At 30.1% G+C, this 18,714-nt stretch carries 14 protein-coding genes; 1 reads left to right on the top strand and 13 read right to left on the bottom strand.

The features are described 5' to 3' along the window. Window positions 1-10: 10 nt before the first annotated feature. The 6 genes from B3086_RS16935 to B3086_RS16910 all read right to left on the bottom strand — a co-directional run bounded on the left by B3086_RS16935 (window position 11) and on the right by B3086_RS16910 (window position 8,127). The gene (locus tag B3086_RS16935) at window positions 11-1,102 is read right to left on the bottom strand and encodes a leucine-rich repeat domain-containing protein (protein WP_346877773.1); all 1,092 of its coding nucleotides are present in this window, start codon (window positions 1,100-1,102) and stop codon (window positions 11-13) included. 10 nt (window positions 1,103-1,112) lie between these two features. Further along, window positions 1,113-2,405 (bottom strand): flippase, encoded by a 1,293-nt coding sequence (locus B3086_RS16930; protein ID WP_346877772.1) that lies wholly within the window; start codon window positions 2,403-2,405, stop codon window positions 1,113-1,115. Between the two features lie 13 nt (window positions 2,406-2,418). Next, the gene (locus B3086_RS16925) at window positions 2,419-3,519 is read right to left on the bottom strand and encodes a Gfo/Idh/MocA family oxidoreductase (protein WP_346848616.1); all 1,101 of its coding nucleotides are present in this window, start codon (window positions 3,517-3,519) and stop codon (window positions 2,419-2,421) included. A gap of 155 nt (window positions 3,520-3,674) precedes the next feature. After that, complete coding sequence (locus B3086_RS16920; RefSeq protein ID WP_346879537.1) at window positions 3,675-4,991, bottom strand: nucleotide sugar dehydrogenase; 1,317 nt, start codon at window positions 4,989-4,991, stop codon at window positions 3,675-3,677. 51 nt (window positions 4,992-5,042) lie between these two features. Further along, window positions 5,043-6,884 carry a nucleoside-diphosphate sugar epimerase/dehydratase gene (locus B3086_RS16915; protein WP_346848614.1) on the bottom strand — a complete coding sequence of 614 codons (1,842 nt, stop codon included), beginning with the start codon at window positions 6,882-6,884 and terminating at the stop codon, window positions 5,043-5,045. A gap of 181 nt (window positions 6,885-7,065) precedes the next feature. Next, a complete protein-coding gene (locus B3086_RS16910) occupies window positions 7,066-8,127 on the bottom strand; it encodes a tetratricopeptide repeat protein (protein WP_346848613.1) in 1,062 nt (353 codons plus the stop codon). Between the two features lie 382 nt (window positions 8,128-8,509). Between B3086_RS16910 and B3086_RS16905 the strand changes: the two genes are divergently transcribed. Beyond that, window positions 8,510-10,000 carry an aminotransferase class I/II-fold pyridoxal phosphate-dependent enzyme gene (locus B3086_RS16905; RefSeq protein ID WP_346848612.1) on the top strand — a complete coding sequence of 497 codons (1,491 nt, stop codon included), beginning with the start codon at window positions 8,510-8,512 and terminating at the stop codon, window positions 9,998-10,000. A gap of 104 nt (window positions 10,001-10,104) precedes the next feature. Here the strand turns inward: B3086_RS16905 and B3086_RS16900 are convergent, their stop codons facing one another. The 7 genes from B3086_RS16900 to B3086_RS16870 form a co-directional block, all read right to left on the bottom strand. Further along, window positions 10,105-10,965: a hypothetical protein gene (locus B3086_RS16900; RefSeq protein WP_346877771.1), complete on the bottom strand. Its 861-nt coding sequence runs from the start codon at window positions 10,963-10,965 to the stop codon at window positions 10,105-10,107. A 271-nt stretch (window positions 10,966-11,236) separates the two neighbouring features. Then, on the bottom strand, window positions 11,237-11,812 hold the full coding sequence (locus tag B3086_RS16895) for an indolepyruvate oxidoreductase subunit beta (protein ID WP_346848610.1): 576 nt from the start codon (window positions 11,810-11,812) through the stop codon (window positions 11,237-11,239). A gap of 1 nt (window position 11,813) precedes the next feature. After that, window positions 11,814-13,580 (bottom strand): indolepyruvate ferredoxin oxidoreductase subunit alpha, encoded by a 1,767-nt coding sequence (gene iorA, locus B3086_RS16890; protein WP_346848609.1) that lies wholly within the window; start codon window positions 13,578-13,580, stop codon window positions 11,814-11,816. A gap of 76 nt (window positions 13,581-13,656) precedes the next feature. Next, complete coding sequence (locus B3086_RS16885) at window positions 13,657-14,553, bottom strand: phosphate butyryltransferase (protein WP_346848608.1); 897 nt, start codon at window positions 14,551-14,553, stop codon at window positions 13,657-13,659. Window positions 14,554-14,802: 249 nt separating this feature from the next. Then, window positions 14,803-15,825 (bottom strand): alpha-hydroxy-acid oxidizing protein, encoded by a 1,023-nt coding sequence (locus tag B3086_RS16880; RefSeq protein ID WP_346848607.1) that lies wholly within the window; start codon window positions 15,823-15,825, stop codon window positions 14,803-14,805. A gap of 23 nt (window positions 15,826-15,848) precedes the next feature. Then, complete coding sequence (locus B3086_RS16875; protein WP_346848606.1) at window positions 15,849-16,322, bottom strand: DUF523 domain-containing protein; 474 nt, start codon at window positions 16,320-16,322, stop codon at window positions 15,849-15,851. A gap of 24 nt (window positions 16,323-16,346) precedes the next feature. Then, the gene (locus tag B3086_RS16870) at window positions 16,347-18,713 is read right to left on the bottom strand and encodes an endonuclease MutS2 (RefSeq protein ID WP_346848605.1); all 2,367 of its coding nucleotides are present in this window, start codon (window positions 18,711-18,713) and stop codon (window positions 16,347-16,349) included. Window position 18,714 lies beyond the last annotated feature (1 nt).

Genomic DNA, 18,714 nt, shown 5'->3' with positions numbered 1-18,714 from the left:
TTTTCTTCCTTTACTTATTGTATATATTATTTATAAAAAACTCTTTAGTTTTTGTATCAGCATTTTTAAATCTAGTCTTCATATCCAATAGTGGTGTTCTATCAATTCTATCATCTATATATAATTCATTTAAACTTGGTAGCTTTGCTAATAACTCCACATTTTCTATACTAGTATACCTTATTCCCAACTTTTCTAAGTTATCTAACTTACTTATATCATTTAAATCTGAAATGTCATTATAGGATACAATTAGATTTTGAAGATTTATATTATCTTTAATAAAACTTAAATTGCTTAAATTATTGTTAGATAACTCTAAAATCTGTAAATATTCAATGTTCTTAAGACTATTTATCTCCTCTATTCCATTTCCATTAGCCTTAAGTTCATTAAGATAAAGCAGATCCTCAATTCCTTTTAAGTTCATAATTGAGTTATTAGAAATGTCCAGGTTTACTAATTCTGTCATCTTAACTAAATCATCTACTTTAGTAATTCTATTATTAGCCAAATTCAAAATTTTTAGGTTTTTAAGATTCACCAATGAATCTATCTTACTTATATTATTTTTCGCTATATTTAAAGATACTACACCTTTAACTTTACCTAAAGGCTCAATATTACGAATATTATTAGTTGATAAATCTAAATCTAATAAATTTTTAAGGTTTGATAATGGAATTATATCTTCTATTTGATTAGAGCTTAAATTTAATATTTTAAGATATGTCAGCTCATTTAGTTGTTCTATGCTAGTGACTTTATTTTTACTTAAATTTAAATCAGTAAGAGAAATACAATATTGTATTCCCTCAATACTTTCTATTTTCTTTTCACTTAAATTTAAAGCCTTAACTTTTGCTAAATCACTTTCATATATTTTTCCTATATATTTATTTATTTCTTTTCTTATGGCTTTCTCAAAATTCTTATCTTCAAAGAATACACCCTTATCACCTTTATATTTCTCAGCATTTTCTTTATTATTAAGACTAACTTTAATCCCTACAAATATACATATTACAGCTAAAGCTATTATAGCTATCCCTATAGTAGCTATTTTTTTATTGTTCTTAATATAGTTTAAATATTTTTTCATGTTCCCTCCATTATCTTTTTAAAACTCTGCGTTTTACTTGTCTAATCATCTCTTTATCACTATCACTAAATAGGAATAATCCTTCAAATGTAAACTTTTCTTTTCTAATAAAGATAATTACATATATTATTCCATATGCAAAGTATGAAATACTTGAAGCAATAGCAGCACCATTTATACCAACAAGTGGTATCAACACTGCATTAAAAACAATATTTATAGCAAATACTGAAAAGGTTATATATAAGTGTACTTTTGGCTCTCCAGAACTTTGGAAGTATGATGACGAAATTTTTCCTATTGATGCAAATAAAATTCCTACAAATAATATAATTGTAGGTACTATAGCACCCATATACTGTTTCCCGTATAAAACTGGAATAATAGGCGTACATAGAATACCTATTATCATAATAAGGAATGTTACATAAAAAGTAACTTTTATAGTATTACTAGTAAGTCTAGCCCTTTCTTCCGGAGTATCGTTTTTCATATTATATAATCTTCCCAAAATTGCACTTGCTACACTACCAGGAATTAAAAATAGAAGTTCTGCTAGAGATACCGATACACTATAAACTCCTAATTCAGATGTTCCTAACATAAACTTTATAAAAAATTGGTCAATTTTATAATTCATGAAAATAAATAAGGTTGCTAGATATATGTTTATTCCAAATTTAAACTCCTTACTCATTAAGACTTTATTTATTTCAAATTTATACTTTTGTTTTGATTTTCTCATTAATAGTATTGAATTAAATATAACTGGTAAAGATAAAACTAACAAATAAGTATATATATTTAATAATTCTGCAAGCCATAATATTATAGTTAATGCTATTTTTATTATATTAGACGCTAAAGTAATTTTATTTACTTCAATAATTCTTTCATTACCTATATATACCGTTGATAAAAATTCAGCTATCATAGTAAATGCTAAAATTAATATTCCAAGAAATAAAGTTAAATAACTATATTCTTCAAAAATTAATCCAAAAGTCTTTGCTACAATCACAAAACTTGATTGTATAACACACATTAGCATTATGTAAGAAAAATTATTATTAAAAACTTCCTCACTACTATACTGTGTCTTCTTACTAAAATATGGTGTAGCATAAGTTATTCCAAAGTGACCATACTGTCCTATTGTTGTAAAAAACAATAGAAAGTATGCCACCTCACCTTTTCCTTCTGCTCCTAGCACTCTAGAAACTATAATGCTCACTATAAAGGCCAAAACTGACGTAATTATTTGAGTAACAAAGTTACTTGCTATATTCTTTTTATATCCCACAGTGAACCCTCACTTACTTATTTTTCATTTCCTTCATATCCATAGTAGAAAAATCGCCTAATGGAAACTTAACAGGCATTCCAGTTGCTGTAGACTTGTAAGCAGCTAATATTATTTCTAGAGGTTTTTTAGCCTCTTCTCCACTTACTAGTGGCTGTCTATCTTCTATGATAGAGTCTACTACATCTTTAAATAATAAAGTATGTCCAAATCCATAAACACTATCTGGATCTGCTTCTTGTGCTGCCAAAACTTTCTCCTCACTTTCTTCTGAGCCTTCAATTCTCCAAGTTTCAATTTTATTTACTGCAAGGCCTCCTATGCAAACAGCTGCCTTTTCCCCAAAAATACTTAATGTTTCCTCTAAATTTGTAGGATACACACAAGCACTTCCTTCTATTATCCCTATGGCACCATTTTTAAACCTTATTAATATAGCTCCAAAATCTTCTGCATCAATATCTCTTAAGAAAGTATCACATTGAGCATATACTGTATCAACATCTGAGCACATCATCCATTGTAGTAAATCTATATTATGGATACATTGATTCATTAATGTTCCACCATCAAGTTCATAAGTCCCTCTCCAAGGAGCTTGCTCATAATATCCCATGTTTCTATTCCAAAGTATTCTTGCTGTACCATTAACCATCTTACCAAAATTATTTGCTTCAACTTCACTTCTTAGTTTTTGAATAGCAGTATTAAATCTATTTTGATGTGATACACATAATTTAACATTATTTTCTTTAGCACAAGCTATCATTTCATCAGCATCTTTAATTGATAACGCCATTGGTTTTTCAACTATAACATGAATATGTTTTTTCATACAATTTATAGCAATTTCTGGATGATATCCACTTTCAGTTGCTATATACACTATATCTATATCTTCTTTTTCTAACATTTCTTTATAATCTTTATATATATTAACTTTAACTTCCTTACCTAACTTGTCAATATATTCATTTTTCTTTGCAATAGCTTTTTCTTCTATAGGGTCACAAGTTGATACCAACTGTAGCCTTTCCTTGTTATTAACCACTGCTTCTATTCCCTTATAGGATATCCTTCCACATCCAATAACAGCTACATTAAATAATTTCATACCAATTCCTCCTAATATATTTTAGGGATTAAGACTAAACTCGAACCCTTTAAATATGGTTAATTATTACCAATATTATCTATTAAATTTTTATTCATAATTATTAGATACAGCACAAAAGACATTGTAGTGCTGTATCTAATACACTTAATATATTAAAGTTTATTTATTTTATCTCTATTTTTTTTAACATCCTTTGTCGCATTTCTTGTATCATAAAGGATCTTAGCCTTTTCAATCATCAATTCATAGTCGTAACAACTGTGATCTGTAGTGATGATTACTATATCAGCATTATCAATTTCTTTTTCCCAATCTACTGATATATATTCAATACCTTTATGTTTAAAAGACGGAATATATGGATCATTAATCATTATGTCCGCACCATTTTTGTTTAATATCTCAAGGACTTTCAATGTTGGTGACTCTCTCATATCATCTATATCTTTTTTATATGCTGCACCCATAACAAGTACTTTTGCACCATTTAACGCCTTTTTATGTCCGTTTAAAAGCTTCATCACGTTCTCAACTACAAATTCTGGCATAGAATCATTAATTATACCTGAAGTCTCTATAAGTTTTGTATGATAATCATACTCTTTTGCCTTCCATTCCAAGTAGAATGGATCTAGTGGTATACAGTGACCACCAAGACCTGGACCTGGATAGAATGGCATAAATCCATAAGGCTTAGTTTTTGCAGCTTCAATAACTTCCCAAACGTCAATTCCCATCCTCTTACACAATATTGCCATTTCATTAGCTAAGGCTATATTTATATTTCTAAAGGTATTTTCAAGAATTTTTTCCATCTCAGCTACTGCTGGTGACGATACCTCCATAATTTCTCCATCCAATACACATCTGTATAAAGTTCCTGCAACCTCAGTGCACTCTGGTGTACATCCACCTACAACCTTAGGTGTATTTTTAGTGTTATATTCCTTATTACCGGGATCTACTCTTTCTGGTGAAAATGCTAAAAAGAAATCCTCTCCACATTTTAATCCACTTTCTTCAAGAATTGGTTTTATAACTTCATCCGTTGTTCCAGGATAGGTTGTGCTCTCAAGAATTATAAGCATTCCTCGCTTTAAGTATTTTGCTACATCTTTTGTTGAGTTAACTACATAGGATAAGTCCGGCTGTTTATAAAGATCAAGAGGTGTTGGTACAGCTATACATACTGTATCTACTTCTTCTATGAAGCTAAAATTCGTAGTTGCTTTTAGCTTACCCGCTTTAACAAGGGCTGATAAGTCATTATCTACTATATCACCTATATAATTTTCTCCATTGTTAACCATAACAACTTTTTTATCTTGAACATCAAATCCTATAACTTCATATCCCGCCTTAGCTTTTTCTACTGCTAGAGGAAGTCCTACATATCCAAGACCTACTACACCTAGTTTAGCTGTTTTATTCTTTAATTTTAATAATAATTCTTCCTTTAATTGACTCATAATTGTTCCTCCTATTAGTAATTTATTACATTACACAATTCGTTACATATCTTAGTCTTTCTTTCTTTTATATGTAGGAACTTTTTCTTCAAGCAATTTTATTATTTCTTCTTTAGTCATATTATCTACATTTCTAAACTGTTTTATAGCTTCTTCAATAAATTCTATAGTAGCATCTTTAGGTTTTTCTACAAAAATTTTATTATGCTCTGTAGATGTAAGTGCTACTTCATCCATTAAAAGCTCTTCATACAACTTTTCACCTGGTCTTAATCCCACATATTCTATTTTAATATCTACATCTGGCTTATATCCAGATAATGTTATTAAATCTCTTGCTAAATCAACCATTTTAACCGGTTTACCCATATCTAATACAAATATCTCTCCACCATCTGCAAGACCACCAGCTTGAATAACTAATTGAGCAGCCTCAGGAATAGTCATAAAGAACCTTGTTATTTCTGGATGGGTTACAGTTACTGGTCCACCCTTTTCAATTTGCTTTTTAAATAGTGGTATTACTGAACCATTACTTCCAAGAACATTTCCAAATCTAACTGCTACATAATCTGTTTTACTAACTTCATTAAAAGCTTGAATTATAAGTTCACAAAATCTTTTAGTGGCTCCCATTACATTAGTTGGATTTACTGCCTTATCTGTACTAATTAAAACAAACTTTTTAACATTATATTTATTACAGCATTTAGCTACATTATATGTACCTAAAATATTATTTTTAATTGCATCCCCTGCATTTCCCTCCATTAAAGGTACATGCTTATGAGCTGCTGCATGGAATACCACTTCTGGTTTGTGCTCGTCAAATATTTGATCTATTCTTATCATATCTCTTACAGAAGCAATAATTACTTGTTTATTTATTTCTGGATAGTTTCTGTTAAATTCCATTTCTAAATCATAAGCATTATTCTCATATATATCCAGAATAATTATTTTTCTAGGTGAGAATTTTGCTATTTGCCTAATAATTTCAGACCCAATACTTCCACCACCACCAGTAACTAGTATTGTTTTATTTTTTATATATCTTTCTATATGCTCCGATTTTAGCTTTATCGATTCTCTTCCCAATAAATCATCAATGTTCACATCTCTCATATGATTTACATTTATGCTATCATCAATAATTTTATAAATACCTGGCATGGTTTTAATATTTTTTGTCACCTGTTTACATATATCTAGAATTTCTTTCTTAGTATTCTTATCCACTGATGGCATCGCAAGCATTATTTCATCAACTTTGTTTTGCTTACAAAAGGATATAATCTTATTTCTATCTCCTACAACCTTTACTCCATGAATTCTCTTACCTATCTTATTTATATTATCATCAATCAACCCAACAATTTTATAGTGCAAAGTACTATTATTATTTATTTCTTTAATAAGTATAGCTCCAGCATCTCCAGCACCTATGATTAACAAATTCTTTTTTTTGTTAATCGATCCTTTATCTGTTCCATTATTCTCCATGATTCTATATAAAAATCTAACTCCACCTAAGCTTATTACGCTCAATAGCCAAAATATAATATGAACAGTTATTGGAAATCTAAAAAATCTACTTTTTAACATAGTGTGGCTTATAAAATAACCATAGATTATAAATACTATATTAGAAGCAGTCATAGAATATACTATCGATAGTAACTCCTCAACAGATGCATATTTCCAAATATTACTATATAGTTTGAATATCATATTAAATATAATTGTTAATGCTACAACTGGAACTATTGATAATATAAAAAACTCTCTATAATCAGGTTGTATCCTGAAATCAAATTTTAGTAATAAAGCCAAATATAAACTTATTGCGACAAGAATTACATCTAAAACTATATTTTTATTTTCTTTTTTCATAACTTCACTTCCTAAATCAATTATGGTAATCAAATACTTCAAGATGTTTTGAAATGCAAATTTCAAAAGTTTATCACAGTTATTATACTGTTTTTTGCATGTAAACACAATTGCATTCAAAGTTATTCATAAAATATTATTTAATTATTTATATTCTATTGATACATTCTTTTTCGTTTGATTATCCTAATGTTTCTTCAAGTTCCTTTACAATTTCATCCTCTGGATCTAATTTTTTAGCTATATCTAAATGTATTTTTGCTTGATTAAAATCCTTAATATTTATATAACACATTATTAAATTAGTGCATACCTCTATAGATTTGGTAACCTCAAATACTTTCCTTAAATACTTAATTGCAGTTTCGAAATCATTCAAGCAAGCATAGTTTATCCCAAGTTCATTAAACACCTGAACATAGTTACTATCTATAGATAATGCTTCATTTAAATAGTATATAGCTTTTTCATAGTTTTGTAAAATTCTATAAGAAACTGCAATATAATAAAATATCTCAGCGCTATCCCCTAATACATCTATTAGTGGTAATAATACTTCTAACGCTTTCTTTGGCTCTTCATATACAAGTTCTTTCCCCTTATCAAAAGAATTGATTATATCTAGATTCTCTTTTAATACCTCAACCTCTTCACTTACATTTCCTCCCAATGATATATATTGTTTAATATTAAAATGAGCTTTTTCAAAATCTTTATCTTCATAACTTACTAAGGCTGAATAATAATAGGGTTGTGGATAATCCTTAATCTCTTTTCCAATTTCAATAAGTTTAATAATCTCTTCTTTAAATACAATATTATTTTTTCTCATTCCATCAATTAAAATAAAAGCTTTATTTAAATTATCTGTTGTAATTTCAACTTCCAATAATCCTTTTAATAATATATATCCATCTTCATACTTTTCATTTTTAATATTCTCAAATATTTTTCCTTTTATATAATTAACGCTATTAGGAATGGATTCTATTATTTCCTTATATACATGATTAAATTTAAAGTTTTTATCTGCTCCTAGTGCATAAAAAATTCCCTCTATAAAAAAATTAACAGGAATATTAGATAAATCATCTCCTTCTTTAGTTTTGGAAACTATTTTATCTGAATTTACTGGTAGATATATATTATCTTTAAATACATATTCATTTATTTTGCTACCTTTTTTTATTTCAAGAAATAGCATTTTCTCAAGTTTTTCTAAAAAATAATTTTCATTACTCATAATGCACCTTCTTACTATTCTATATTTTTTAATTTATTCCACTAAACTATATTACCATTTATTTTATTTTTAATCATCTGTTTTTTGTATAAAGTAATATTTTCGTATTTTTTTTATTTTTTATATAACACAATTTAATAAACGCATAAAATTTATATGCTTTATTATACATTTATAATCTTATAACTCATATAATAAGTAAAACATTATAAATATTTAATTATAAACTAAAATCTTATTGCATTGATACTAATATTATTCTATAATAAATTTGTTTTATAACTTTATAAATATTATATTTGGAGTAAAATTATTATAGGGAGGTCATTAAATTATATTATTGATATCTCTATACTTTATAAATTAGAAAGAGGGTATGGAATTGTATAAGTTAAACCAAAATGAAACCCCATTATTTGATGCCTTAATGGAATATGTGAATAGAGACACTCTTCCATTCCATGTTCCTGGGCATAAAAAAGGTGTTGGAGTAGACATAGATTTTAAAAACTTCATGGGCGAAAATCCGTTTAAGATTGACGTTACAGTTTTTAAACTAGTAGATAGTTATCATCATCCAACAGGTCCTATAAAAAAAGCTCAAGAATTAGCTGCTGATGCCTACGGTTCAGATGCATGCTTTTTCTCTGTTCATGGAACATCCGGCGCTATTCAAGCAATGATTCTTTCTGTAGTAGGTGCTGGGGACAAAATAATAATTCCTAGGAATGTTCATAAATCCATTACTGGAGGAATTATCTTAGCTGGTGCTATCCCTGTATATATGCAGCCTGAGTTAGATAAAAAGATAGGAATTGCAAATGGAGTTACACCTGAAACAGTAAGAACTACATTGGAAGCTAATAAGGATGCTAAAGCTGTTCTTATAATCAATCCAACTTATTATGGTGTATCTACAGACATTCAGCAAATTGCTGATATCGTTCATGAATATGATATTCCTTTAATAGTTGATGAGGCTCATGGACCGCATTTAAACTTTAATAAAAATTTACCTATGTCTGCCATGGAAGCTGGTGCTGATATCTGTGCTCAAAGTACTCATAAAATTATTGGTGCTTTAACTCAAGGATCTCTACTTCAAGTTAACTCTAAAAGAGTAAGTATTCCAAGGGTAAAACAGGTTTTAAACTTAATGCATACAACTTCGCCTTCTTATATTCTAATGGCTTCATTAGATACTGCTAGAAGACAAATTGCATTGGGTGGAGAAGAATTACTAGATAAAACAATAGAACTTTCTAATTATGTTAGAGATGAAGTTAATAAAATCCCTGGTTTCTATTGCTTTGGCGAAGAAATCTTAGGAGTTCCTGGAGCATATGCCTTTGATCCAACTAAAATTACAATAACTTGTAGAGATTTAGGTATAACTGGTTATGATTTGGATATGATTTTAACAAACAAGTATCATATTCAAATGGAACTTTCGGATTTATATAATGTCCTTATTGTAGGTTCCTTTGGCGATACTGAAGATGGCATGGAAAGACTTTTAAGAGCTTTGAGAGAAATCAGTGATGACTATTATGGCAAGGGTACTGCTAAAGCAGACTTCATAGACATCCCTTCCATTCCTGAGCAAATACAGATTCCTAACGAAGCCTTCAACAGTGTTAAAACTTCTGTTAGAATTAAAAATAGCGTAGGCATGATTAGTGGTGAATTCCTAATGGCTTATCCACCAGGAATACCTGTACTATGCCCGGGAGAAAAAATCACACAAGAAATTGTAGATTATGTTCAACAACTAAAAGATACTGGCCTTTATGTTCAAGGTACTGAAGATCCTGAAGTTGAGTATATAAATGTAGTTAAAGATGAGGATGCAGTATTTATTAACGTTGAATAATAAATGTGAATTTTATATTATATAAATTATAATAATTAAAGGTATGATATCTCTCACATACATACCTTTAATTATTTTTATTAATCTTTAACTGTATTGATCTTTTAATTTTTTTTCTTATTTCTTAACTCTAATAATTTAAATTCAGCATTGGTTCTTCCTGAATTTACTATACTTTTTAAATACTGATTATAAGACATGTTAATAATGCTTTCATAAGCTCTAATTAAACTTTCAAAATAACCCATCATATAGTTTACCTTCATTAATGGATCTGTATAAGATATATTAAATCTTATAGTATATTTTTTCCTTACTTTCTCTGCCGCCTTTTTTAAGCAGTTATAACTTGAAGATCCTTTAGCTATGAGTATCACCTTTTCATAATTACATGCCATCACTTCTTTATATGCTGGCATACATGCTTCAATAATATTTTCATCAAAGTATTTCTGTTTTGATGTTTCTTCCTGTACTACCTTAAGAAAATCTTGTAATTTCAAGTTAGTTTTAGCTCTAAGTTCTATTAGTTTTGATAATATATCTTTAACCTTTTCAACTTCCTTATGTTCAATATCATATTTTTTATTCATTTTCTCAATGATTTCAAAGCCTTTCATCATTAATTCCAAATCAGTTTTATTTTTTTCTACTTCTTCTTCATTTTGAAGAGCCTTAATTATACTACCATTATCATCATTTAAGAATGCTTCCATGAAAAAGAATATTCTTCCTAGTCTCATTATTGTTTTCTCATCTTCTACTACTTTATTATTTGCATCAATATATATATATCCCTTTTTCTTACCAATTAAGCTGACAATACCTTTCTTTTCAAATATTACCTCTTTATATGTATTTCCCAAAAATAGCGCTGGCTCAGATATCTTAATATCTTCAAATAACTTACTATATTTTTTTATAGCTTTTTTTTCTTCTGAATTTGGTGCTTTGTATATTCCCATTAATTATCCTCCCATAGTAATTTTACTTATATAATTATGAATAGTAACCACTAAACTTAATATACTCTTATTATCATTAGATCTACTTTTCAGACTTTTACTATAATATATTATATCAGAAAATAATGAAAATCATATAAATTTATTGCTTATATAAAAAATATTAGCTTTACCTCTATATAATAGAGTAAAGCTAATATTTTATAGAAACTTATTCTAAACCTTATAATGAACAAGCTTCAATCATGAAATTAACTCTTCTGATTTTCCTCTATACTTCCATTCCTGCAACTAAAGCTTTCTTATTTAACTCTACAGCCTTTGCTGGCACTAATGAAGCTACAACCTCTTCCCAATTTACTTCCTTTATATCTAGGGCTTTAAGTAACGCTCCTAGTAATACAACGTTTTGTGCTTTCATATTACCTAGATCTTTTGCAATTTCTGCCGCTTTAATTATAACTGTATTTTCTGCTGTAGATCTTAGTGCCTCATTTACACCCTCTGGATACTTTTCTAGTCCTATTAGTACTGGTACAGGATGAATTTCATAATCATTTACTATTAAATGTCCACCTTCTTTTAAATAAGGTAGTGCTCTTAGTGCTTCACTTTTTTCAAAAGCAACTATGGCATCAGCTTTTCCTTTTTCTATTAAAGGAGAATAGACTTTTTCTCCAAATCTAACTTGAGTAGTAACACTTCCTCCTCTTTGAGCCATTCCATGAACCTCAGACATTTTAACGTCATAGCCATTTCTTAACAAGCCTTCAGATAATATTTTTGAAGCTAGGATAGTTCCTTGTCCTCCTACACCTATAAATAATATACTTTTTACTTCCTTCATATTATTCACCAACCTTTTCTATAGCATCAAATGGACAAACTTGCTTACATATTTCACAACCATTACACATGCTTTCATCTATTTCCACTACACCATTTTGGAATTTCAATGCTGGACATCCTGTTTTTAAGCACATTTTACACTTCTTACATTTCTCTACATCAACTTTACACTTTAAGTTAGCTCTTTTCTTTAATACGTCTTTTATCAAAGCACAAGGTTGTTTTGTAATAATTACAAAAGGTTCTGTGCTATCATGAGCTTCTTTTACAGCCTTTGAAGTTTCTTCTATTTTATATGGATCTACTACCTTTATATTTTCCTTTTTAATACCACATGCAAGGACTAAAGCTTCAATATCTACCATTGGAGCTTCTCTATTTTGAAGGGTTCTACCTGTTCCTGGATTTTCTTGGTGCCCTGTCATTCCTGTGATTCTGTTATCAAGAATTACAGTTACTATCGGTGTATTGTTATAAACACTTTCAATTAATCCAGTTACTCCTGAATGGAAGAACGTTGAATCTCCAATAAATGCAAATACCTTTTTATCTTCTCTATTAGCTACTATACTAGCTCTTTCCATTCCTACACCAGCTGATATAGAAGCACCCATGCAAATTACAGTGTCAGTTACACTAAGTGGTGCATTCATACCAAGAGTATAGCATCCAATATCTCCAGAAGCTATTACATCCTTATATTTTGATACTGCATAGAATATTCCTCTGTGAGGACATCCTGGACATAGCACTGGTGGTCTAGAAGGTGGATTAGTATCTGCTGTATAAGTTATTTTATTTTCTTCTCCTAAAATACCTCTTCTAATAATGGCTGGATTTAGTTCTTCACATATAGGAATAACTTCCTTACCTATGCAGCTAATTCCTAAAGCTTTAACTGAATTTTCTAAGTATGGATCATTCTCTTCTACTACATATAATTTTTCTACCTTAGATGCAAACTCTTTAATCATTTCATCTGGTAATGGGTAAGAGAAACCTATCTTTAGGTATGATGCATTATCTCCAAAAACTTCTCTACAATATTCATAAGAAATACCACTAGTAATTATACCTATCTTTGTATTGCCCATTTCCATTCTATTAAGCTTTGTAGTATTAGAATATTGTCTTAGCTTCTCTAATCTCTCTTCTACTTCATAGTGTTTAATTTTTGAATGACCTGGAGTCATTATATATTTTTTAATATTTTTTTCATATGGCTTCACTTCTACAGCTTGTTTATCTCCAACCTCTACTACTGTTTTAGAGTGTGAAATTCTAGTTGTAACTCTAAATAAAACTAATGTATCAAATTTTTCACTTATTTCATATGCTTCCTTCATATAGTCAATGCATTCTTGTGAGTTTGATGGTTCAACCATTGCAACCTTAGCATGAGGAGCATAAAATCTGTTATCTTGCTCATTTTGAGAAGAGTGCATTCCTGGATCATCAGCAGTTACAACTACAAAACCTCCGTTAACTCCTTCATATGCCATAGTAAATAATGGGTCAGCAGCCACATTAAGTCCTACATGCTTCATTGTAGTAAGCACTCTTGCTCCTCCAATAGATGCACCTGATGCTACTTCAAAACCAACCTTTTCATTTGGTGCCCATTCTGCATATACACCTTCATATAATGCAAAGTTCTCTAATATTTCTGTACTAGGTGTTCCTGGATAAGCTGATGCTACATGACATCCAGCTTCATAGGCACCTCTAGCGATGGCTTCATTACCAGTCATTATAACCTTTTTCATATTCACATTCCCCCATTACAATTTATCTTTTAATAATTAATTAACTATCCTACTTCAATTATTCCCCAATAATTGTTTACCCTAAAATACTACCTAATGCTATTGAATAAAGCTTGGATTTTGCACTATCTGCTCTAGAAACCAATACTACGGGGCATTTTGCACCTACAATTACTCCAGCACTTTCAGCACCAGCAAAATAAGTCATAGACTTTCCTAGGAAGTTTCCAGCTTCAATATTAGGTACAAGAAGTATATCCACTTCTCCTGCTACATCACTTACAATTCCTTTGTGGTGAGCCGCTTCCTTAGATATAGCGTTATCAAGTCCCAGTGGACCATCTATTATACAACCTTTAATTTGTCCTCTCTTATTCATTGCTGAAAGAGCTGCTGCATCTAAAGTTGCCTGCATTGATGGATTAATTACTTCTACAGCACAAATTGGTGCTACCTTTGGCATATCTATCTCTAGTGCTTTTGCCACTGTTACTGCATTCTTTAATATTCCTATTTTATCTTTTAATTCTGGATATGGCACCATTCCTCCATCGGTAAGAAGTAACAGCTTATCATAAGACTTTACATCATACACCATTACATGAGATAGTAAATTATTTGTTCTTAGATTTGCTTCCTTATTAAGTACAGCTCTTAATAAATCTGAAGTCCCAAGTAATCCTTTCATTACATAATTAGCCTCGCCCTTTGTAACCAATTCCACAGCCTTTGCTGCAGCCTTAGTTATGTCACACTCATTAATTATTCTTACTCTAGATAAGTCTATATTAGAATCTTTTGCTATAGTTTTAATTTTCTCTTCATTTCCAACTAATATAGCATTTATGATACCCATGTCCACTGCCTTTATCACTGCTTCTAGAACAACATTGTCTTGTGCTACTGCTACTGCCATAGTTTTCTTTTCTTTTTTCTTTGCTAATTCTAACAATTCTTCTAAACTTTTAACCATATTTTCACTCCTTATGTATAGGTTTACTAAAAAATTGAAATAAGTAGTAGATATCCAACACTTTTTTTATAATATTTTATATTTTCTTACTTTTAAGTATAATGTGTAATCCTTTCTGAGTCAATTTTAACTGCTAAAGTGTAATAGTGTATTTTTTATTTAAAATTAACAAAAATAGATATCTTAAATTATACAATTTAAGATATCTATTAAAAATTTTTATTACTTTAAAAAACTTTACTTATTCGATTATTTTCTTTGGAATATAATTCTCTTATCTATACTATCTACATCTTTACATCCCGTAAGTACCATAGCAGATTTCAACTCTCCCTTTAATCCATGAACATAAGTTTTTACACCATCTCTTTTACCACCAAAGGATGCAGTTACAAAAGGCCTTCCTATTAATACAGCATCTGCACCAAGGGCTAAGAATTTAAGTACATCTACTCCTGTTCTTACTCCTCCATCAGCTAAAATCTTAACTTTACCCTTTACTGCTTTTGCTATATCTTCAAGAACATCTGCTACACCTGGAGTTTCATCTAAAACTCTACCTCCATGGTTAGAAACTACTATAGCATCTACACCTGATTCTACTGCAAGTAATGCTTCATCTACTGTCATAATTCCCTTTAGTATAAATGGAAGTTTAGTACTGTTAACTAATTCCTTTATCTCCTTTACTCCTTTAGGCATTACTGGCTTCCCATGAAGAGCTAAAGTTATAAGTCCACAGGCATCTATATCCACGCCTACGGCAAATGCTCCTGACTCCTCAGCTAATTTTATCTTTTCAATTATATTTTTATTTTCCCATGGTTTTATAAATACAATACCTTCACCATTAAACTCCTTTAACACTTTTAAATTAGTTGTTAAAAATGTATCTACTGCTGTATCTCCTACCATTGGGTATATACCTGCATCTAAAGTACCTCCAATAACCCAAGAAATATACTCTTCTTCAGAATACTTTCCACCCATGTTAAGAGTAGTTCCTGAAACTGGAGCTGCAAAAACTGGTATATCTAACTTCTTACCAAAAATCTCAATAGCTGTATCTGGATCCTTAGCATCGTGAATTACGCGCATATTAAGCTTATATCTTTCAAGAGCTCTAATGTTTTCTGTAAATGCATTTCCAGTACCTTTTCCACCCATACCTGGCACTTCTCCTGCACAAACAACTCCATTGCATACATTACATACTTTACAGCTATTATTTAAATTAACTCTAGCTTCTTTTCTAACATCACTATAATTCATAAAATCCCCACCTAACTATAAAACTAAATATTATTTTCCTCAAAGAATTTATCCAATTCATCTTCAGTATAAATCTTTATATTATTTCTAATTAAAAGCTCTGCAGTTACTCCATTACCTGTTTTTTTACCACCTGAAAAAGTACCATCATATATAATTCCTTTTCCACATGATGGACTCCTTGCCTTTAAAATAGCTGTATCAATTTTTAACTCTCTAGCTATATTTAATGTTTCCTCTGCACCTTTAATAAATTCACCAGTTACATCATCACTTACATCTCTTCCTAAAACCCTACATTTTCCATCTAAGACCATAGCACCATCACCATTTACAATCTCATGAGCTTCTCTAGGAGTCGCCTGTCCTCCAAGTTGCTCTGGACATACTGGTATAGCCTTCCCTTGTCTTAAAAGTTCAAGAATTTTTTCATTTAAATTATTGTTACCGTCATATTTGCAGTTAATACCACAAAGACATCCACTTACCAAAATCATTTCGTCAACCCCTATACTCTAGTATTACTTTAACTCAACCACAGTAACTCCTGTTCCACCTTCTCCATAATTACCAAGTCTATAGCTTTTAACATGGGGATGATGTTTTAATAAATCAGTTATAGAACTCTTAAGTACTCCTGTTCCTTTACCATGAATTACTGTAACTTCGCCGAGACCACCAAGATAAGCTTCATCTAAATACTTATCTGTGGTATAAATAGCCTCCTCGGAATCCATACCCCTTAAGTCTACTGAAGATGATACTGCTTTTAGATTAAGCTTAGCTTCTCTTCTTTGAACCTTAGCTTTTTTCTTATCTTCACTAGACACTTTTCCCTTCCTTAAATCCTTAAGCTTTACAGAGATTTTCATTATTCCAGCTTGAACTTGAACTTCTCCCTTATTATCCACCTCGGATACTACTATAACATTCTGATTTAAAGATGGAAGATATACCTCCTGTCCTTGAGTTACAGAAGTTAATCCTTCTCCCTTAGGCTCATCTTTTTTACTTAATTTTTCTTCCATGTTATCAAGAGAATCCTTTATCTTCTTTCTTTCATTCTCTATTTTAGTTCTAGCTTCTGAAGAATAGCCTAACCTTTCAAGTTCTCTTATATTTTTAACAATGGAATCAGCTTCTTCCTTAGCAGCTTTTATAAGCTCTTTAGCTTCTCGTTGTGCTTCATAGATAGCTTTTTCTCTAACATTTTCGAACTTATATAACTTTTCTTCATATTTATTTTTTAGTTTTTCTGCTTCTGCTTTTAAACCTTCTGCCTTCCTAGCATCATTTTCTGCTTTAATGCTCTTTTGTTGAAGATTTTGTATTAACTCTTCAAACTTTAAGCTCTCTGTGGAAATATTTTCTTTAGCACTATTTATAATATACTCTGGAAGACCAAGCCTCCTTGATATTTCAAAGGCATTAGATTTACCTGGCACACCTATAAGCAAATTATAAGTTGGTCTTAAAGTTTCAACATCGAATTCTACAGAGCCATTTTCTACTCCAACAGTCTTTAAAGCATAACCTTTAAGTTCACTATAGTGAGTAGTTGCTATTATTTTTGTATTTCTATCCCTTAAGTTATCCAAAATACTCATAGCAAGAGCTGCACCCTCCGTTGGATCTGTTCCTGAACCAAGCTCATCAAAAAGTGCTAAAGTATTTTCATCTGCTTCATTAATAATATTTACTATATTAGTCATATGAGATGAGAAAGTAGATAAACTTTGTTCTATACTTTGTTCATCACCAATATCAGCAAATATATTTGAGAATACACTAACAGCTGAACCTGCTCTTGCAGGAATCATCATTCCACTCATAGCCATAAGCTCTATTAAACCTACAGTTTTTAGTGTTACAGTTTTACCTCCTGTATTAGGACCTGTAATAACTAAAGAAGTAAACTCTCTACCAAGATAAATAGTGCTTGGTACTACTACCTTTTGGTCTATTAAAGGATGCCTAGCCTCTATTAAATCTATAATTCCTTTATCATTTACCTCTGGACATATACAATTTAATTCATTGGCATATTTAGCTTTTGCAAATATAAAATCTAATTCCCATATAATACTTCCATTATTCTCTATAACATCAATGTTACCTGCAATTTTTAAAGTAAGTTCCTTAAGAATTCTATTTATTTCTGCCTTTTCTTTATTTCTAAGTTCTCTTATTTCATTATTAAGATCTACTAGTCCCATAGGCTCTATAAATAATGTAGCACCTGTACCACTCTGGTCATGGATCAAACCCTTAACCTGTTCTTTATACTCAGATCTTACAGGAAGTACATATCTATCTCCTCTTACAGTATAAAGACTTTCTTGAAGATATTTAGAGTAGGTCCTAACCATGCTATTAACTCTGTCTTTAATGGAAGAACTTTTATCTTTTAGTTTCTTTCTAATTATAAATAAAGTTTCACTAGCTCTATCTGCAATTTCATCCTCTCCAATAATAGCTCTAAAGATTTCATCTTCAATATTCTTAAAGGGAACTATACCTGCTATTATATCTTCCAAAACTCTATAAGTTGTTTCATCGTCCTTACTCTGTACATATTCCTTAAAATTTCTAGAACTTTTAAGCATATTACCAATTCTAAGTAATTCTACTGGCATAAGTGTGGAATTTTTCTTAGCTCTTAAAAGCGCTTCCCTAACATCATATATTCCTTCAAAGGGTGGTGCACTTTTTGTAGTTAATAAAATTAATGCTTCCTTAGTCTCCTCTAAATGCTCTTTGATTTCATAGAGATTGTTATATGGTTTCAGATTATCAATTAAATCTTTCCCCGCTTTTGTAACTGTATACTTTTTTAATATTTCCTTGATTTTATAATACTCAAGTACTTTAAAGGTCTTTTCATTCATT

The organism is Clostridium sp. UBA871 (assembly GCF_002295255.1).
Classification (GTDB): Bacteria; Bacillota; Clostridia; order Clostridiales; family Clostridiaceae; genus Clostridium_J; species Clostridium_J sulfidigenes.
Note: the sequence above shows the minus strand (reverse complement) of the source record. Positions and strands in the feature narration are given on the sequence as shown.